This window comes from Myxococcus xanthus, assembly GCF_006402735.1.
Lineage (GTDB): Bacteria > Myxococcota > Myxococcia > Myxococcales > Myxococcaceae > Myxococcus > Myxococcus xanthus_A.
In genome coordinates this window covers 1373156-1390803 of sequence record NZ_CP017174.1, presented here as the reverse complement: position 1 = coordinate 1390803, position 17648 = coordinate 1373156, and the positions used below count along the sequence as shown (strand labels likewise).

General features: G+C 71.0%; 12 protein-coding genes. 5 read left to right on the top strand and 7 right to left on the bottom strand.

The window, feature by feature from the left end:
• Positions 1–23 precede the first annotated feature (23 nt).
• The 3 genes from BHS09_RS05930 to BHS09_RS05920 are packed head-to-tail and all read left to right on the top strand — an operon-like array spanning position 24 to position 5788.
• Complete coding sequence (locus BHS09_RS05930; protein WP_140788036.1) at positions 24–2837, top strand: GspE/PulE/PilB domain-containing protein; 2814 nt, start codon at positions 24–26, stop codon at positions 2835–2837.
• A gap of 21 nt (positions 2838–2858) precedes the next feature.
• The gene (locus tag BHS09_RS05925; protein ID WP_140788034.1) at positions 2859–4391 is read left to right on the top strand and encodes a sensor histidine kinase; all 1533 of its coding nucleotides are present in this window, start codon (positions 2859–2861) and stop codon (positions 4389–4391) included.
• A complete protein-coding gene (locus BHS09_RS05920) occupies positions 4388–5788 on the top strand; it encodes a sigma-54-dependent transcriptional regulator (RefSeq protein WP_174259202.1) in 1401 nt (466 codons plus the stop codon). Before BHS09_RS05925 ends, BHS09_RS05920 begins: the two co-directional genes overlap by 4 nt.
• A 7-nt stretch (positions 5789–5795) precedes the next feature.
• Here BHS09_RS05920 and BHS09_RS05915 read toward each other — a convergent pair whose 3' ends face one another.
• The 5 genes from BHS09_RS05915 to BHS09_RS05895 all read right to left on the bottom strand — a co-directional run bounded on the left by BHS09_RS05915 (position 5796) and on the right by BHS09_RS05895 (position 13266).
• Positions 5796–7169: a WS/DGAT/MGAT family O-acyltransferase gene (locus BHS09_RS05915; RefSeq protein ID WP_140797409.1), complete on the bottom strand. Its 1374-nt coding sequence runs from the start codon at positions 7167–7169 to the stop codon at positions 5796–5798.
• Positions 7170–7197: 28 nt separating this feature from the next.
• Positions 7198–8007: a hypothetical protein gene (locus BHS09_RS05910; protein WP_140797408.1), complete on the bottom strand. Its 810-nt coding sequence runs from the start codon at positions 8005–8007 to the stop codon at positions 7198–7200.
• A 95-nt stretch (positions 8008–8102) separates the two neighbouring features.
• Positions 8103–9098, bottom strand: a complete 996-nt coding sequence (locus BHS09_RS05905; RefSeq protein WP_140788027.1) for an SAM-dependent methyltransferase — start codon at positions 9096–9098, stop codon at positions 8103–8105.
• 145 nt (positions 9099–9243) lie between these two features.
• Positions 9244–10038, bottom strand: coding sequence for an ABC transporter ATP-binding protein (locus BHS09_RS05900; protein WP_140788025.1), 795 nt, complete (start codon positions 10036–10038; stop codon positions 9244–9246).
• Between the two features lie 132 nt (positions 10039–10170).
• Positions 10171–13266, bottom strand: coding sequence for an aminotransferase class I/II-fold pyridoxal phosphate-dependent enzyme (locus BHS09_RS05895; RefSeq protein WP_140797407.1), 3096 nt, complete (start codon positions 13264–13266; stop codon positions 10171–10173).
• A 242-nt stretch (positions 13267–13508) separates the two neighbouring features.
• On the opposite strand from BHS09_RS05895, the gene BHS09_RS05890 reads away from it, so the two are divergent.
• Positions 13509–13922: a hypothetical protein gene (locus BHS09_RS05890; protein ID WP_237078067.1), complete on the top strand. Its 414-nt coding sequence runs from the start codon at positions 13509–13511 to the stop codon at positions 13920–13922.
• 89 nt (positions 13923–14011) lie between these two features.
• Here BHS09_RS05890 and BHS09_RS05885 read toward each other — a convergent pair whose 3' ends face one another.
• Complete coding sequence (locus BHS09_RS05885; protein WP_140796355.1) at positions 14012–14362, bottom strand: DUF2019 domain-containing protein; 351 nt, start codon at positions 14360–14362, stop codon at positions 14012–14014.
• On the bottom strand, positions 14362–15711 hold the full coding sequence (gene sitA5, locus BHS09_RS05880; RefSeq protein WP_140797406.1) for a SitA5 family polymorphic toxin: 1350 nt from the start codon (positions 15709–15711) through the stop codon (positions 14362–14364). The genes BHS09_RS05885 and sitA5 overlap by 1 nt, the downstream gene beginning before the upstream one ends.
• 486 nt (positions 15712–16197) lie before the next feature.
• Here sitA5 and BHS09_RS05875 point away from each other — a divergent pair, with 486 nt between their 5' ends.
• Positions 16198–17583 carry a hypothetical protein gene (locus BHS09_RS05875; protein WP_237078066.1) on the top strand — a complete coding sequence of 462 codons (1386 nt, stop codon included), beginning with the start codon at positions 16198–16200 and terminating at the stop codon, positions 17581–17583.
• Positions 17584–17648: the final 65 nt, after the last annotated feature.

Sequence of the window (17648 nt, the reverse complement as noted above, 5' to 3'; positions counted from 1 at the left end):
GGCCGTAAGATGCCGCGTCCTACATGCCCGCCCGTCTCGCCCAGTTCCTCGTCTCACGCATGCTTCTCACGCAGGAGAGGGCGGGGGAGGTGCTGCGTCAGCACCAGACCCTGGGCGGGCAGGTGGACTCCGTGCTGTTGGAGCAGGGCGTCGCCAGCGAGGCGGATGTGCTCGCGATGCTCGGAGAGGTCTCCGGCTTCATGCCGGTGAACCTGATGGACTTCGAGCCCAATCCCGAAGTCGCCTCCTTCATCCCGCCCAAAATCGCCGAGCGCCTGTGCGTCGTCCCCCTGTCCCTGGACGGCAACACGCTGCACGTCGCCAGCGGCTACCCGGTGCCCAAGAAGGAGCTCGACGAGGTCGGCTTCCTCCTGGGCAAGCCGCTCGAACTCTGGGTGGCCACCGAGGTCCGCGTCCGCGAGTGGGTCTCCACCATCTACCGCCAGCCCCTGGCCCCGCGCTTCGCGAAGCTCGCGGCGGCGTTGGATCCGGAAGCCCAGGCGGCCACGCCGCCACCGCCGCCCGCCGCGGCCATGGAAGAGGAGTCGCTCACTGCGGACATGGTGGAGCGGTTGGCTCGCTCCGTCGCGCAAGAGCCCCTCGCCGTGGAGACCAGCGCCGCGGCCCCTCGTCCCGAGGCCCCCGCGAGCCCCCAGCGGCCGCCCCCGCCTCCGCCGGAAGCCCTCACGCCGGGCACCGAACCCCTTCCGCCGCCAGGGCCTCCCGCCTTCGTCCGGGCACCGCTGCGACTGAACATGCCGCAGGCCGAAGCGCCCGCGCGTCCGGCGCAGCGTCCCAACCCGCAGGCCGCGCAGATTCCGGTGCTGCCCTTCGCGCCAGCCCCGGGCACGGCGCCGTCCAGCGCGAATCCCCCCACGTCGGCGAGCCCCCCTGCGGCGACGCTCCCTCCCAGAGCCCCCGTGACGGCGCCCGCCCCCAAGCCGGCCGCGCCCTCCGCCCCTCCGGCCCCGCAGGGAGCACGCGCACCGGCGCAGTCCGGCACGGCAGCCCCCGCTTCGGGACAGCCCCAGGTGTGGCCTCCGGCCCAGGCCGGCGCCACCGGGACGCCGCAGGTGTGGCCTCCCGCGCCGGCGCAGCCGACCGCGCCGCCCACGCTGCATTTCGCCACGCCGGTGGCGCCGCCTCCGAAGCCCGCGGCGGCTCCGCGCAGCGAGCCCGCGTTCCTCGTCTTCCCGAACCCCGGCGCCGCGCAGAACGCGCCGCCGCCCCGCCCCAAGCCCGCCTCCCTGGAGAGCCGTCCCCCGGCTCCGCCCTCGAGCCAGGACGTACCGGACTGGACGCTGGCCCAGGCGCGCGCCGCGCTGAAGGAAGCCACCAAGGACCGCGACCGCCTCATCGACGTCGCGCTGCGCTTCGGCCGCCGGACCTTCGACTACGTCGCCTCCTTCGCCGTGCTGCGGGGCGGCGCCACGGGCCTGGAGGCTCGCGGCGAGGGCATGGCGGGAGAGCAGCTCACGCAGGTGTCCATCCCGCTGGATGCCAGCAGCGTCTTCCGCACGGTGGCCGTCACCCGCGGCAGCTACGCGGGCCCGCTGCCCCCGGACGCGCTCACGCGGCACTACCTGGAGCTGTTCGGACGCCAGACGCCGCGCACCGTCTTCCTGTACCCGGTCGAGGTGAAGGGCCGGCTGGTGGCCATCCTCTACGGTGACTGCGGCCAGCGGCCCATCAGCCAGCGCCGTCTGTCCGACTACATCCTGTTCTGCCAGGACCTGCCGGCGGCCTTCCAGGAGCTCATCCTCTTCCGCAAGCAGCGCGTGTCGGAGCTGCGCGCGCCGGACGAGATGGAGCTCACCATCGACGTGGACCTGCCCGTGGCCCCCGCGCCCGCGCCGGCCCCCGCGGTGGTCGCCGGCCTGGGCTGGAGCCCCTTCTTCGGCCGTGGTGCCACCGGCAACATGGGCCGCGCCGCCGCGCTGCCGCCGCGCGCGCAGTCGCAAGAGGAGCGCCCGCCGCCGGACTTCGCGCCGCTGCTGCGCCGCCTCACCGGTCCGGACGCCGCGCAGCGCGCCAACGCCATGGCGGAGCTGGCGCGCTCGCCCGAGGCCAGCGCCCGTGTGCTGGCCCAGCACTTCCCCGGCCCCACTGCCTGGAGCCGGCTGCCCGTGGTGGAGCTGCCCGAGGCGGACGAGCTAGGCCCCATCCCCGGCGCGCTGTCCCGGCTGGGCCGCCCCGCCGCGCAGGCCGTGTCGCCGCTGCTGGATTCCCAGGACGCGGACACGCGCTACTTCGCGCTGCTCACCGCCGGCAACCTGCCCTACGTGGAGCTGGTGGACGGCGTGCTGCGCGGTCTGTTCGACCTGGAGCCGGACATCTCCAGCGCCGCGCGCGTGGCCGCCGCCGCGCTCAAGCAGCTGCCCCGGCTGGACGCCTCCCTGCGCGACCTGCGCCACGAGCTGAACAGCCGCGACCCGCTGCGCCGCTCGCTGGCCGCGCGCGCCCTGGGCACGCTGCATGACCGCGACGCGATTGAGGGCCTCATCCGCCTCACGGGCGGCGACGACGAGATGTGCGCCCAGGCCTCGGCGGAGGCGCTGCGGGAAGTGACGCGCGCCACGCTGGGACTGGACCCGCGTCAGTGGTCGGCGTGGTGGGCGGAGAATCGCAGCCGCCGCCGCGCGGACTGGCTCGTCTCCGCGCTGCGCCACCGCGAGCTGGACGTGCGGCTGGCGGCCATCGAGGAGCTGAGCCGCGCGCTGCACGACACGCTGGGCTACTACGCGGATGCCGCCGAAGCCGAGCGTGAGCAGGCAGTGCGCCGCTGGGAGGCCGCGGCGGTGGAGCCGGCCAACGCGCGCCGGCTGGGCATGCTCTAGTCCCCTGCATCGGAGCGCCCCATGACGGGTGGGATGTGGATCAGCCTCCTGGCCTGCGCGGGCCAGCTCGCCTTGGCGGGCCTGGCCCTGGTGCGCGTGGGCAAGAGCCCGTTGGCGCTGCCGCTGTCGCTGCTGTCCATCACCCTGTCGACGTGGAACTTCTCCGGCTTCGCGCTGGTGCGCGCGGACGAGGACGGCTGGCGGCTGGTGGGCTTCACCGCGGGCCTGATGACGGTGCCGTGCGCGCTGCACTTCATCCTGTCCTTCGTGGGACGGCGACGGAGCCTCGCCTGGGCCATGTACGGCGCCTATGCCCTCTTCGGCGTGTTGGCGCTCGCCATGCTGGTGGCGTTGGGCGCGCCCACGCTGGAGGCGCACCTACTCACGCTGCGCTTCGGGCTGTTGGTCTCCGCGCTGGCCATTCCCATCCTCGGTGGAGGCTTCGCGCTCCTGGGATTGCACGTGCTGCGCTCGCGGCACCCGGATGAGCGCGCCCGCGCGGGCCTGGTGCTGTTGGGGCTCACGCTGGTGGTGGCCCTGCTGATGACGGAGCTGGCGGCGGAGCTGGGCCTGGAGGTGGTGCGGCTCGGCCACGTAGGCACGCTCCTGGGCTTGCCGGTGATGGCCACCGCGGCGCTGCGCTTCGGCCTCTTCGGGGACGACCCGGGTGCGCCCCGGCTCGCGCTGCACGCGGCGGGCATCGCGGGGCTGGGGGTGCTGGCCTATCTCGCCGTGGTGCGGCTCTTCGTCGCACAGGCGGGCACGCTCATCATCTGCACCACGGCGGTGACGTTCGGCCTGGTGGCGGCGACCCGCCGGGGCGTCACCGCCTACGTCAGCCGGAGCGAGCGACTGGAGCGGCTGGCCACGCTGGGCCGCTTCTCCGCGCAGATGGCGCACGACCTCAAGAACCCCATCGCCGCGATGAAGGGCGCCGCGCAGTACCTCAAGGAGGAGCACGCGCGCGGGCGGCCATGGGACGGGCACGGCGAGTTCCTGGACCTGCTGTTGGAGCAGGTGGAGCGCCTGGACCGGGTGGTGGACACGTATCAGCGGCTGGCGCGCGTGGAGCCCCTGCCAAAGCCGGTGGACCTGCGCCGGCTGGTGGAGGGCGTGCTGTCGCTCCAGGCCTTCGCCAGCCCGGGCAAGGTCGTCATCGTCCGGGAGCTGGCCGCCGGCCTGCCACCCTGCGCGGGAGACCAGGACCTGCTGGCCAACGCCCTGGAGAACCTGGTGCGCAACGCCTGCGAGGCGATGCCACAAGGTGGCACCCTCACCGTGCGCGCGCTGCGTGACGGTGCCGACGTGGCCCTGGAGGTGGAGGACACCGGCGAGGGCATGGACGCCCGGACGCGCGAGCGTGCCTTCGACGACTTCTTCACCACCAAGGCCACGGGCAGCGGCCTGGGGCTGGCCTTCGTCCGGCGCGTGGTGGAAGCGCACGGTGGCGAGGTGCTCCTGACAAGCCGGGAGGGGCGCGGTACGGTGGTCCGGATGCGCCTGCCCGTCACGGACGCGAGCCTGGGCGGCACAGGCGTGGGAGAAGCCGCGTGAACGAATCATTGAAAGGCACGGTGCTGCTGGTCGACGACGACCCCGCCGTGGCCAAGGTGCTGGGCGCCCTGCTGACGCAGGCGGGCCTGACGACGCATGTGGCGCGCGATGGGCAGGAAGCCCTGGCGCTGCTGTCGAGCAAGCCGGTGGACGTCGTGGTGAGCGACGTGCGCATGCCAGGCATGGATGGCTTGCAAGTGCTCGCGGAGGTGTCGCGCGGCTGGCCGGACGTGCCCGTCATCCTCCTCACCGCCCATGGCACGGTGCCGCTGGCGGTGGAGGCGATGAAGGCGGGCGCCGCGGACTTCGTGCTCAAGCCCTTCGACCGGGAGGAGATTCTCTTCACCGTCCGCAAGGCGCTGCTGCGCGCGCAGGGCGAGGAGGCACGCCAGCAGATGCGGCCCACGGGCGGCTTCATCGGCCGGAGCCGGGCCATGGCGGACGTGCAGGCCGTGCTGGCGAAGGCGGCCGCCGGTACAGCCACGGTGCTGCTGCGCGGCGAGTCCGGCACGGGCAAGGAGCTGGCTGCCAAGGCCGTTCACGACGCCAGTCCCCGGCGGGATGGCCCCTTCGTGAAGCTGCACTGCGCGGCGCTGCCGGACACCCTGCTGGAGAGCGAGCTGTTCGGCTACGAGAAGGGCGCCTTCACGGGCGCCGCCACGCGCAAGCCCGGGCGCGTGGAGCTGGCCCATGGCGGCACGCTGTTCCTCGACGAGGTGGGCGACATCTCCCCCGCTGTCCAGGTGAAGCTGCTGCGAGTCATCCAGGAGCGCGAGCTGGAGCGGCTGGGCGGCACGCACACGGTGAAGGTGGACGTCCGCTTCGTGGCAGCCACGCATCAGCCCCTGGAAGAGCGCGTGAAGGAAGGCCGCTTCCGCGAGGACCTCTTCTACCGTCTCAACGTGGTGCCCGTGTGGATACCGGCCCTGCGCGAACGCCCGGACGACATCGAGCCATTGGCCCTGCACTTCCTGGAGGTCCACGCGAAGACGAACGGGCGCCCGCCCTTCACCCTCATGCCCGACGGGCTCGCGGCGCTGCGGGCCCAGCCGTGGCCCGGCAACGTGCGGCAGCTCCAGAACTTCCTGGAGCGGCTGGTGGTGCTCTCCGACACGCAGGTGATTGGCGGGCGGGAAGTCCTTCAAGAGCTGGCGCGCCAGCCAGGCCTGTCCCCGGCACCCTTTGCCGCGACGCCTTCCGTCAGCGCCCTGGAAACGCCAACGGTGCCTGTCACGGACTCCGCCCGGACACTGGAGTCCCAGCGCAAGGAGATGGAGCGCCAGGCGATGGCGGATGCGCTCAGGCGCGCGGGCGACAACCGGACGCTGGCGGCGCGCCTGCTCGGCATCAGCCGGCGCACGCTCTACAACAAGCTGGAGGAGTACGGGCTGCTGTAGTCATTCCTCAGTCACGCTCGGTCGCGAGCGCATCCAGTTCCTCGTGGAAGGCCTGGATGAGCGCGTGCGGGTCGGTCACCCGGCCCGCGTCCGCCGCCACGCCCACCGTCACCTGCCCGGCGTAGCTGAAGAGGCTTACGCCCAGCCCCAGATGACCCGTCTGGGGAACCCAGAACGTCAGGCCCTCCAGCCGGCTGCCCGCCAGGGACACCGCCGCGCGCGGGCCGGGCACGTTGGTGGCAATCAACGATGCCTTGGCGCCGAAGGTATCCACCACCCACCGCTCCAGCGCCGCAGGCGTGTACCCCAGCAACTCCAGCGCGCCGAAGGTCAGCACCGCCTCCGGCGAGCGCTTCAGCCGCTCCATCCGCCGCGTCAGCTCCTGCAACCGGCGCTGAGGCGTGCCCAGTTGCACGGGCAGCCGAAGGAAGACGACGCCGAAGTGGTTGCCCAGCTCGCGAGGCACGGGCACGTCGAGAGGCCGCAGATTCACGGGCACCAGCGCGTGCAGGTCCTCGGGTGGCTCGCCCAGCGACTCCAGGTAGCGCCGCAGCGCGCCCGCCACCGCAGCCAGCAGCACGTCATTCACCGTGCCGCCCAGCGCGCGGCCCACGGCCTTCACTCGCTCCAGCGGCACCGGGTCCGACCAGGCGGCGCGCTTCTGCGTCCCCAGCGGCCCCCGCAGTGACGTGCGCGGGTCCGGCGGAATCACCAACAACTTGCCCATGGCCGCGGCGCCCCGAGCGCCCTGCACCAGCAGGTCGCCCGCGAGAATCGGCTCCGCGGCCAGCTCCGCGCCCTTGCGCCACACCGCGCGCGCGGTCCCCGCCACCGCCCGAGCACCGCGCACCCAGCTCGCGAGCCCACCGGTTGAAGGCCTCGACGCGGGCTCGGGCGCCTCGGCGGCCATCTCCGCCTCCGCCCCATCCGTGAGCGTCAGCAGCACCCGCGCCAGGGCCATGCCGTCCGCGAGACAGTGATGCAGCCGCGCCAGCAGCACGTCGCGCCCGTCCGCGGCCGACATGACATGGAACTGCCACAACGGCCGGGAGCGCTCCAGGGGCGTGCTCATCCACTCCCCCACCAGCGACTCCAGCGCGGCGCGGTCCCCGGGCGGGGGCACGTCAAGCCGCGACAGGTGCCAGTCCAGGTCGAGCTCGGGGACCTCCTCCCACTGCGGCAGGCCCACGAGTCCCGCCACCGCGCGCTGGCGAAAGCGGGGGTAGCGCTCCACCAGCCGTTCCCGCACCACCGTCTTCAACCGCTCGAAGTCCAGCCGGCCCTCGAACCAGAGCACGGCGGTAATCATCATCAGGTTGGCGGGTTCCTCCATGTGGAACCAGAGCGCGTCCACACTCGCCATCCGCTGCTGCGCCGCCATGTCTCACGACCTCCCGGTGAAGGCCGTTCTACTTCTTTCCGCTCTCCGGGGTCGCACGTTCGAACTGGAAGGTCTGCTTCGTCTCGTCGTCCACCATCAACGTGAGGACGCCTTTCTCCAGGTCCCAGACATAGGCGTTCCCCAGAAACTTGAGCTTCGGTCCCGCCAGGGGAATCACGCGCTTGTCGCCACACACCGGGCCCACCGCCTGGCCGTCCCGCGTGCGCAGCCGCACCCGGTCCTTGCCCGACACGTCCAGCGTGCCCCAGGCGCGGACCACCAGCGAGTTGCCCTGCCCCAGCGTCGCAGCCTCCAGCGAGGTGCGCAGCACGAAGCAGCCCGCCGGCGTCACCTGCAACGAGCGCGCGTAGTCCGAACGAGGCTGGGGCTCGATGCGCTCCTCCCGCACGGTTTCGTCCTCCGGCAGGCTGGCGGCCACCAGCGTCCAGGTCCCCACCAGCGCATTGGGAGGCGCCGCCCCCGGTGCCTTCACGCCCTCGCACGGCGCCGGGACCTCCTTCTCGGGGCTGGGCGGGGCGGGCTCGAAGGAGCGCTGGCAGATGGGCAGGCAGGCCTTGGGCCCACACTCGGTATCGTTCGGCGCGCAGCCCGCCTTCTGGGTACACGCCTTGAGCCGCTCCAGCGCCTGCTCACAGTCCTGACGCATGCAGGTGTCGACGCACTCGGCGTCGATGCACTCGGCCACGCAAGCCCAGTTGGTGGCGCCGCACACGCCGGCCACCGTGCGCGGACGCTGCGACGAGGACGTCTGGGCCGCGGCTGGAAGCACGGCGCCCAGCGCCAGGAACAGGACAGGGAGGAGTCGGGAAGAGGACATGCCTCAACGCAAGCTAGCCACGCCCTCTGCTCCCGCGGACCCTCCCCGCCGCGGGAGCTGTCCACCCGCCAGCACTGCGGGTGGGAACTCTGCTCTCAGGTGAACTGCCAGCGCCAGGTGCGCACGTCGGCGTGCTCCACCATGTCCAGTTCGAAGGACAGCGTTTCAAAGCGCTCGAAATCCCGCGAGTCCACGCGCAAGAGCATCATCCCCGCGTAGTTCTGCCCTCGCAGCGGCGACACGTTGAAGGACAGCTCCGCGTCGAAGGCCACCTTGTAGAAGAGGCAGAAGCCGTCCACGCGCCCCTCGTCCACCACTGGTCGCGAGAAGCGCACGCGGTGCGGCAGGCCGTCGGCCACCATCGTCTCCAGGTCGAAGGCGAAGGCGGGCTCCGGGTCGCACAACAGGTGGTCCACCTCGTAGGAGCGGATGACGCGCGTGAAGTAGGACGGGTTCATCGCCTCGCGCAGCGTCTGCAGGCAGCTGTAGTCCACGCTGGGGAAGCGCTGGCTCCAGATGAAGGGGATGCACGCCTCGTCCCGCAGCTGCACCGGCTCCACGAAGACCTCGAAGCGGTTGGGCAGGATGCGGCCTCCGGGCTTCAGGACCCGGTTGCGCAGGTCCAGGATGCGGGGGACCAGCCCCGCGTCGAAGAGGGCATCGCCCAGCAACTCATGCAGCAGGACGTCCACCTTCTCCGGCATCTGGTACTGCCAGGGCTGCGCGCGCACGAAGTCGATGTGCTCCAGCCCGTTGCGGCGCGCCACCCACTGCGCCGTGTCCAGCAGCCGCGAGCCATCCACCGCGTACAGCTTCTTCGGCTGACGGCTGGCCGCCAGGAAGGTCCGCAGGCCCGTTCCGGTGCACGCATCCATGACGACCTGCCCGGGCCGCACATACCGTTCGCAGGCTCTCCGCCATGCCTCCACCCGCTCCGGGTCCGCGAGCGCGAAATCCTGAGGCGCCGGACTGGACAGGGACAGACTGTCCGGCACGACGTTGCGCGGTAGCTGGGACACGAGCGTCGAATGGCTGAGCCGTGAACGCAGGTCCATCAATGCCTGGCGAGGCATGTCGAGCAGATTGGGCATGTGGCATCCCCCCGGATGCGTGGGTCCTTCGGACGGGCCTCCCGGCGTGACAAAGCACCGGGATTCCTGAGCATGCTGGACTTACAGGTTCAGCACCATCCAGCGAGGGGACGGGATGAGTGTCCCCCGGTGAACAGCCTCGCGCTCAATGCAGCGGCGGTGAGGCATGCCCGGAAGCGCGCGCACGGCGCGACAGCCAGTCATGGAGGAAGGCCTGGACCGCGGGGTGTTGGGACTGGCGGAAGGCCTCGGGCGGGGCGTGTTCGATGATGCGTCCTTCATGGAGCAGCGCCAGGCTGTCACCCACCTGGAAGGCGGAGGCCACGTCCGGGGTGATGACGAGCGCCGAGGCATGGAGCCGGTGCTTGCCGGTGAGGATGACGTCCACCACGGACTGGGTCCTCAGCGGATCCAACCCCGCGGTGGGGTCGTCATAGAGGAGGATTTTCGGCTCCAGCACCACGGCACGGGCAAAGGCGGCGCGCTTGAGCATGCCACCGGAGAGTTCGCCCGGGCGCTGCTTCGCCGCGTCCTCCAGGCCCACCAGCGCCAGCACCCGCTGCACGCGCTCGCGCACCTCGCTCTCCACCAGATGGAGCCGTTCGCGCAGCGGGAAGGCGACGTTGTCCTCGACGGTGAGCGAGTCGAAGAGCGCGCCGCCCTGGAAGAGGATGCCCATCTTGCGGCGCACGCGCTCGAGCCCCGCGGCATCCAGCCAGGCCAGGTCCTCGCCGTCCACGCGCACCGTGCCGCGGTCCGGACGCAGCAGGCCGTCCAGGTGCTTCATCAGCACCGTCTTCCCAGAGCCCGACACGCCCAGCAGCACGCACGTGGTGCCCGTGGGCACCACCAGGTCCACGCCCCGCAGCACGTGCTGGGCGCCGAAGGACTTGTGGACGTTCATCAACTCGATGGCATTGCGCTGCGCCGGCTCGGCCATCCCACGCCCCCCAGGTACTGGCACCACTTTCCGGAGGCGGAATTGTGACGGCCGCCCCCACCTGCTCGCGACCCGCCTTTCAGTCGGAGGCAAGCGATGGGCCCCGGACAGTGTCCGTGCGGGGCCCGTGCCTCAAGACTCGGAAGGCCCGCCGCGCAGCTTCGCGCCGAAGCGCAAGAGCTGCTCACGCGCCCGGAGCAGCGCGTCCCGGGGAATCGAGAACACGGCCCGCGCCCGCTCCGGATCCCCACACCACGGGCCGCCATTGAGGACGACGTGCGTGTGCTCGTACACCACGCGAGGAAGGTTCTCCGGCGTGAGCCGCACCCCGTCGACCTCCTGCCCCAGCCATGCCGTCATCCGCGGCGACAAGAAGAGTCCGCCCGCGTCCCCCGCGTCCGAGCGCCCATCCCCTGGCAGCGCTCCGGCCAGCAGCTCGCGCTTCTCCGCCAGCTCCCGCCGCATCTTCACCAGGAAGGACCGCAGGGTGCGGTGCCGTGCGGGATACAGCAGCTGGCCATCCGGGCTGCGGGCATATGCCGCATACAGGTACGCCGCCGCGCGCGCCGTCATCAGGTGGAGCACCCCAGGGCCGCTGTCACGCACCGCCGCGGCCAGCGCCCGGTCCTTCGTCGCGAGCCACCCCACGCGGAGCCCACCGGCCGCGAACTCCTTGGACAGTCCTCCCAGCAGCACCGTGCGGGCGCCGATGCCGGGTACCGCGCCTTCCAGCGTCACGGGGCTGGGCACCGTCTCCGCGGTGGGGCTGGTGAGGTTCACCAGTCCGAAGATTTCGTCCGAGACCAGCAGACAGCGCTGCTCCACCACATAGGTGGCCAGGGCCACCAGCTCCTCGCGGGCCAGGTAGACACCGGAGGGGTTCGACGGCTGCGACACGACGATGGCATCCGGCACGCCACCGCCCTGCCCTCGCCGGGCCAGCAGCCCCGACAGCGGCCCCTGCTCCACGTCACACCCCGCGGAGACGAAGGTGGGCGGCAACACGCCGTAGCACGGCGTCGACACATAGACGCGCGGCGTGCGTCCCAGCCGCTGGCGCAGCGCCACGCCCAGGTGGTGGATGAGCGGCCACACGCCCGGCGCCACCGCCAGCTCGTCCGGCGCGTAGCGCACCGCGCGCGACTCCAGCAGGAAGGCCGACACCGCCTCGACCAGCCCTGTCTGCGGTGCGGGCTCGCGCGGCGCGACACCGGCGGCGATGAGACCCTCCACCAAGGGAGGCGGCAGCGGCCCTTCGTTCTCTCCGTAATCCAGACGCACCAGCTCCGCGTCGTCCTCGCGGAACACCTTGGGCGCGAACGCGGGGAAGGTCATCAGCCGCGCCATCCGTCGCGAGCGGGGCAGCGTCACCACCGGAGGCCCGCGCGGCGCGGGCGCTTCCGGCTCCGCGAAGGAGATGCGGAACGACAGCAAGTCAGCGAAGGTGCGCTCGTAGAACGCTTGCGCCAGGGTGCTGATGCGCGAGTACGTGACTTCCGCCGCGGCCTCCAAGTCCCCCCGCAGCGGCTGCGGCACCGGCATGAGCAGCGTCAGCTCCAGGTCCGGCCACACCGCGTTCTTGATGAGGCCATAGAGCACCACCAGGTTGGGGGCGTGGGCCTCACGGGCCAGGAACTCGAAGAGCGTGTGCGGCTCCACGCCGCCGGTGATGTTGAAGAAGGCGCTTTCGTCCAGCACCACCCAGATGCCCCGGCGCGCCGCCTCCGCGACGATGTCGCGCAGCACGGACAGGTTGGTGCGCTCCCCCTTCTCCACCGTGAGCAGCACCATCTTCACGTCGAACGCGGACAACAACCGGCGAATCTCCGCCAGCGACGTGTGTGTCACCGTGGCGCGCACACCCGCCTTCTCCAGCGCACGGGCGTAGAGCGGATGGAGGTTGCGCGACACCAGCACCTCGTCGCCCGCGTCGCAGGTCGCCATCAGCAGCGAGTACACCGCCTGCTCGCGCTCGGGCGCGACGAAGACCTCCTCTTCCGCCAGCCGCAGCCCGAAGTACCGGTCCAGGTAGCGCACCACCTGCCGGCGGAAGGACGCGTCTCCCGCTTCGTGCGCGTAGGGCATCAGCGGTCCCCGCGCCAGTCGCGCCGCTAGGTCGGCCACGAAGCCCAGCTGCTCCGCCGACGCCGCGCCCAGGTCCAGTTCCTCCTGCAACGCGGAAGCGCCCAGCTCGCGCAGTGCGGCCCGCAGCGCCAGCGTCTCGCGAGGCAGCGCAAGCCGCGCCTCCCACACCGCCACCTCGTGCCACACCGGGTTCCCGGCCTGGAGCCAGCCCAGCGCGGTGGCCGCCCGCAGCGGCTCCGGGCTGCGCGCCTCCATGAAGAACTCGAACTCGCGGCCAGTGCGCTGCTCCAGCGCCACCAGGGGACGGATGTCCGTGTCCGCCGCCTGCATCACCCGGCGAGCCACCCGCACGCGCGTGTCGAAGCCGCGGCGGGTGAACATCCGCTCGATGATGACGCGCCCTGGCCTGCCCGCGAGGTTGAGCAGCAGCCGTCCGGTGGGCGACAGACGCTCCGGCGCTTCGTCCAGCAATCGCGCGATGAGCCCGAGCCCGAAGTGGTCCTCGTAGACGTTCTGCAGCGTGCAGTAGTTGGACAAGTCGTAGAGCGCCTGCTCGTCGGCCTGGGACAGCTCGGAGGGCAAATCCTCCTCGCCCCGGAGGACTTGCGGAATGCAGCCCACCACGAAGTCCCACGGGGCATCCGAAGGTATCCCGCGCAACAGGTCGCTCTCCCCGAAGGACAGGCGCGACGCCAGCGCCTCGTCTCCGTTGAGCCACGCGTTGCAGCGCGCCACCACGGGCGAATGCGGATTGAGGTCCGCGCCATGCACGTGCGCCAGCCGGGTGAACTTCGCCAGCGCGATGCAAATCCATCCCGAGCCCGCGCCGACTTCCACCAGCCGCTTTCCCGCATACTCATCCAGCGGGACGCTCAGCAGGCCCTCCAGGAAGGTGTAGGCCCACGCCTCCGGAGCGAAGATGGACGGCAGCAGGAACAACTCCAACCGCTCCTGCGAGGCGCCCACCGTCACCGTCACCGTCACCAGCCGCAGCGGCGCCGATTCGGGTTGGTGGCGAGACAGCTCCGCCAGCTCGCGGAGCTCGGCCAGCGCGCGCGGGCGCCTGTCCGCATGGGACAGGTCCTCGGACAGTGCGCGCAGCAGGTGAAACGCCTCACGGGGTGTGGAGGGGTAGGTCGGCATGGCGCGAGGACTGTCCCGAGCCCCCCGCCCCCTGTCAACGCCGGGATGGCGCCCGGATGAAACCCTTTGGCGCCCTGGGGTGAGTCAAGGAAATGCTGACTCGCCGTAATAAAGGGCAGCAGAAACGAGGCCCGCCGCCACCGCGCCAGGGCGGACTCGGAAGCAGCACGCGCGGTACCGACGGAGCAGCATCCATGTCGCTCATGCCTGTGGATGGACCCCGTAGTGGAGAGGGGGCAGTGATGGAGATGAACGTCTCGAGGCCGGTGCTTGCTGGGGGATTCTGGAAGAAGAAGCGCACGCAGCCGGTGAAGCGCGCCAAGGACGCGTCGCTGGTGCGTTGGGAGTCGCAGCCGTGGCGCCGCCAGTTGCGCGACGCGGCGGAGTACGAGCACCCGGTGGCGCGTGCCGCGCTGGTGCAGGCGCTGCTGGCGGAAGGCCTGACGATGGACGCGGACGCGGCGCGCTTCGCGGGAACCAGCGAGGACCGCGACTGCATCAGCATCGCGCAGGTGCTGCGCTTCGCCGACTCGCTCGTGCTGCGCATGGCGCTGGCGTGCACGGATGATCACGTGCTCCAGCTGGCGCATCTGCGCCGCGACGCCGAGGACCTGGCGGAGCGGATGATTGAGTGGGCCAACGCCGGCCGCCTGTAGGCCAGGTGCGGCACAGCAGTCACGAACATCGGCCCGGTGTCGTGGCGTAACTCGCGGAGGCCGCGCGCCAGAGCTCGCGCCGGCCCTGGCTACTCCGGATCGAGCGCCCAGGTTCCCTCTTCCCAGCGCTTCAATGCCTGCTGCGCTCCGAACGGGACCAACCCCTGTCCCTTGGCGGCCTCCTCCAGGACCGCTTTGGCTTCGGCCGTCCGATAGCGGAGCAGATGTGCGGCGGCCATCACTCGCACGTCCATTCGCTCATGCTTGAGCAGCACGGCGAGTGCATCACGTCCGGCATTGCCATGGGCCAGGAGCTTGTCGACGGCGTCACCGTACTTCCTGGCGTGCTTGTTCCCGGTCTTGGCGTCTCCCCGGAAGATGGCCTCGTTCTGCGCGGCCACGTTCTGGGCGAACTGCTCCACAAGCTCTTCCAACGTCATCACCAGAGCCCCTCCCCGATGTTCTTGATGGCCAGCCTCCCGAAGTCACGCTGAGCTTCGAAGGACTGCGTGCTCAACCATTGCCGCACGGTCGATGGGGAGCCGGTGATATCGCGTCGAATCGACGAATAGAACGCGCTGATGTCGACGTGCAGGACCTTATCCAGCGGGATGATGTTCTCGGTGTTGTGGAGTGACTGAGGGCCGAAGCGCTTCACGTTGCCCGGGGTCTGCTCGACGATGTGGTGCCACTGCTTGTTCTTGCCCGCTGGGCCCATGGCCTTCTTGAAGCCACTGAACGAGCCCCAGGCCCGGTAGCCCGTAGGACGCGCCTTCGCGGGGGAGCCGCCCGTGCCTCTGGCAGCCATGGCCACCGCGCCGGGCGCGAGGGCGATGGTGACGGATTCAGCGCTCACTACCACCGTTCCCACTTCCGCGACCGCGGCGAGCCTGATGCCCACTTGGGCTTCGGCCTGCACCGCCGCCCGCGCGGCGCCGGGGAGCATTGGCACCTTCGCGCCCAGCCCCGCCGCCGTGCTCCCAATCGCGGCCGTGGCCAACATCGCGAACGCTCGCGCCGCGTTGCGGCCCATGACCTGGCCGTAGCGCGCTCCCGCCTCGCGTAGCTCCTCGAACGTGGTCGCCCGTTCCGCCTCCTCCACCAGCCGCTTGAAGCCCACGATGAGGCTCCAGAACGTATCGACGCCCACATAGGCAATGAGCGAGGCAGTCATCACGGCGGCCGCGCCCTTCGAGAACGGCTCGGGCACCGCGAGCAAGATGCAGTACGTGGTCCACGTCCAAAGGACCGCCGACATCATGGCCTGGGGGTCGGCCATGTCCTTGAAGGCTCCCCGCATCTCGTCCAGCACCGCGCCCTGGGCAAGAGCCATGGCCAGGGCGTAACGGCCATCCCCAGTGACAGTGGGGTTCTCAACCAAGAGGCGCAGACAATCACCGGGATTGTTCGTGCGCTCGCACCAGCGCAGGTAGGCGCGAGTCAACTCCACCTCTGTCGCGGGCTGTTCGGCCTCCAGGTGTTCGCCCGGCCCCAGCGGGATGACACGGTGGCTGCGGGTCTCGTACAGATACGAACCACTGCGCGAATCCACCTCGAACAACCGCCGAGCCATTTCCTGGGGACGCGCGAATGGCCGCACGCTCCGGGCCAGAGCGGCTACGGCCTCAGCGAAGTCCTCCTCGTCCAGTTCCACTGGGGCGGCATCGCCAGCGCGTGCGGCGAAAACGAGGGGCTCGCTGTCGCCTGTGTGCAGGCGTACGGATTTCGTAGGGCCGCTGCATCCGGCCAGCAACACACTCAGCAGGGGAATCAACCATCGCGGCAACATGCGGCGCCCTCCGGAGCGGGACTCCCTTCTTCGGGAGTCCATCCCCGAAGAACTCCAAGGAACACAGGACAGAACAGACAGGCACTTCAAGCTGAGTCCCTGCCGACTCAAGCGCGAGCGGCGGACGGGGCGTCGCCGGACACATCCCGCCCGAGCCAGCAAGCGTGCACAGCCCACCTTGCCTTCACCGCTTGAGGGCAAGCAGCCCTTGCACCGGCCACAGACGCTTCCGCCTCGTCCCCGAGACAGCCGAGCGGGCCGCGAGCGCTCGGTGAGTCGACCATGGCACCGAGCCCGCCCCACAAGGCGCTGCATGAGCAACAGGGACTGTCACGGCACGGACGCTGCGCGGTTGCCGCGCGATGTGCGCGAAGAAGTCGCGCGCTGGGGTGGTGGCGTGCGGCGCGACGCATGGGCCACGACGAGGGCCAGAGCCTCAGCGACTCCTCCTTGACAGCGTGGGAGCCCGGCTGTTCTCACGGAGACATGCTCTCCTCGCTCGTCCTGGCCGCCACCCTGGCAACGGCCCCCGCTCCCCGTGCCGCCGCTTCGGCGCAGACGCTCGTCCATGTGCCGAAGGTGGATGCGTTGACGGGTCTGGCCGCGTTCCTGGAGCGCGCGGGCCAGCACGCCGCGCTGCTGCGTCCCTCGGCGTGGCGGACGGAGCTGCACCCCTTCCTCGCCATCGACCCCACGCGGCCCCAGTCCTTGTCCGAGCTGGGCCTGGATCCGGCCGGTCCGGCCACCGTGTCCATGCGCAATGACGGCCGCGTGTCCTGCATGCGGGTGGCCGACGCCAAGCTGTTCCAGGCGAAGGCCGCCGAAGCCATCACCGCCGCGGGCGGCGCTGACGCGAAGCCCACCACGCGCGGAGGGGTGACGACGGTGCATGTCGACCGCGACATGGGCGGCAGCATGGGCTACGCGCTGAAGGGCAAGGAGGTCTGCGCCTTCGGCGCCATCGAGCGAGGCGGCGCGGACCTGCTCAAGGAGTCCGTCCGGCTGGTGGGCAAGACGCCCGCGCGAGATGCCCGGCTGGGCAAGGTCCCGGGCGTGGCATTCGTCGTGTCGGGCAACACGGTGGTGGGCCTGGACGGCACGGCCAACGCGCTGCAGGTGGACGGCGTGACGACGAAGTTGCAGCTGCCGGTCTTCCAGCCGCGAGGCACCAGCCCTTACGCGGCGATGAATTCGGAGGGACTGCTCTCCTCGCGGGCGTCCATCTCTCCCATGGGGGTGTTCCAGACGGTGGACACGATGCGCTCCACGCTCCAGGCCCTGTGCCCCACGTGTCCGAAGGAGCAGATGGTGTCCATGGCGAAGGCCGTGACGAAGCAGCTCACTGGCCACATGTTGGTGAACATGGACCACGTCCAGGTGCGCGGCTCCCTGCGCGCGATGTCGACGCGCTTCTTCGCGGTGCGCCAGGCCGTGGCCGCCGAGGTGACGGACGTCGCGGCGGTGAAGGCCGCGCTGGCCCCGCTGGGCAAGTTCCCGGACGTGCAGGTGCTGGAAGACGGTTGGAAGCTCCCGCTCAAGGCCGGCAACGTGTTCGTGCGATTCAAGGGCAAGCAGCTCGTCCTGGGCAACGATGAGTCGGTGACCCAGGCCACGCTGGCGGCGCTAACGGCGACGGGCACGAAGACGGAGCACCCGGTGGACTTCGCCGTGGACCCCAAGCGGGTGGCGCGAGGACTGGCGCAAATCTCCCTGACGGACATCCTGGCGGATGAGCTGCTTGCCGCCCTCTTCGCGGCCAGCTCGGAGCTGGGGCCGCTGCTGGCCCGCAGCGAGCGCATCACCGGGTGGATGGACGCCGCCCCCGGTGGCGCCCACCGCGTGTCCCTGACCTGGCCGCTGCCTCCGCAGTAGGCGCTCGAACCTGGAGCGGCGGCGCGGGTGACGCGCCGTAGCGAGCCTCCTCCGTGGTATGTCAG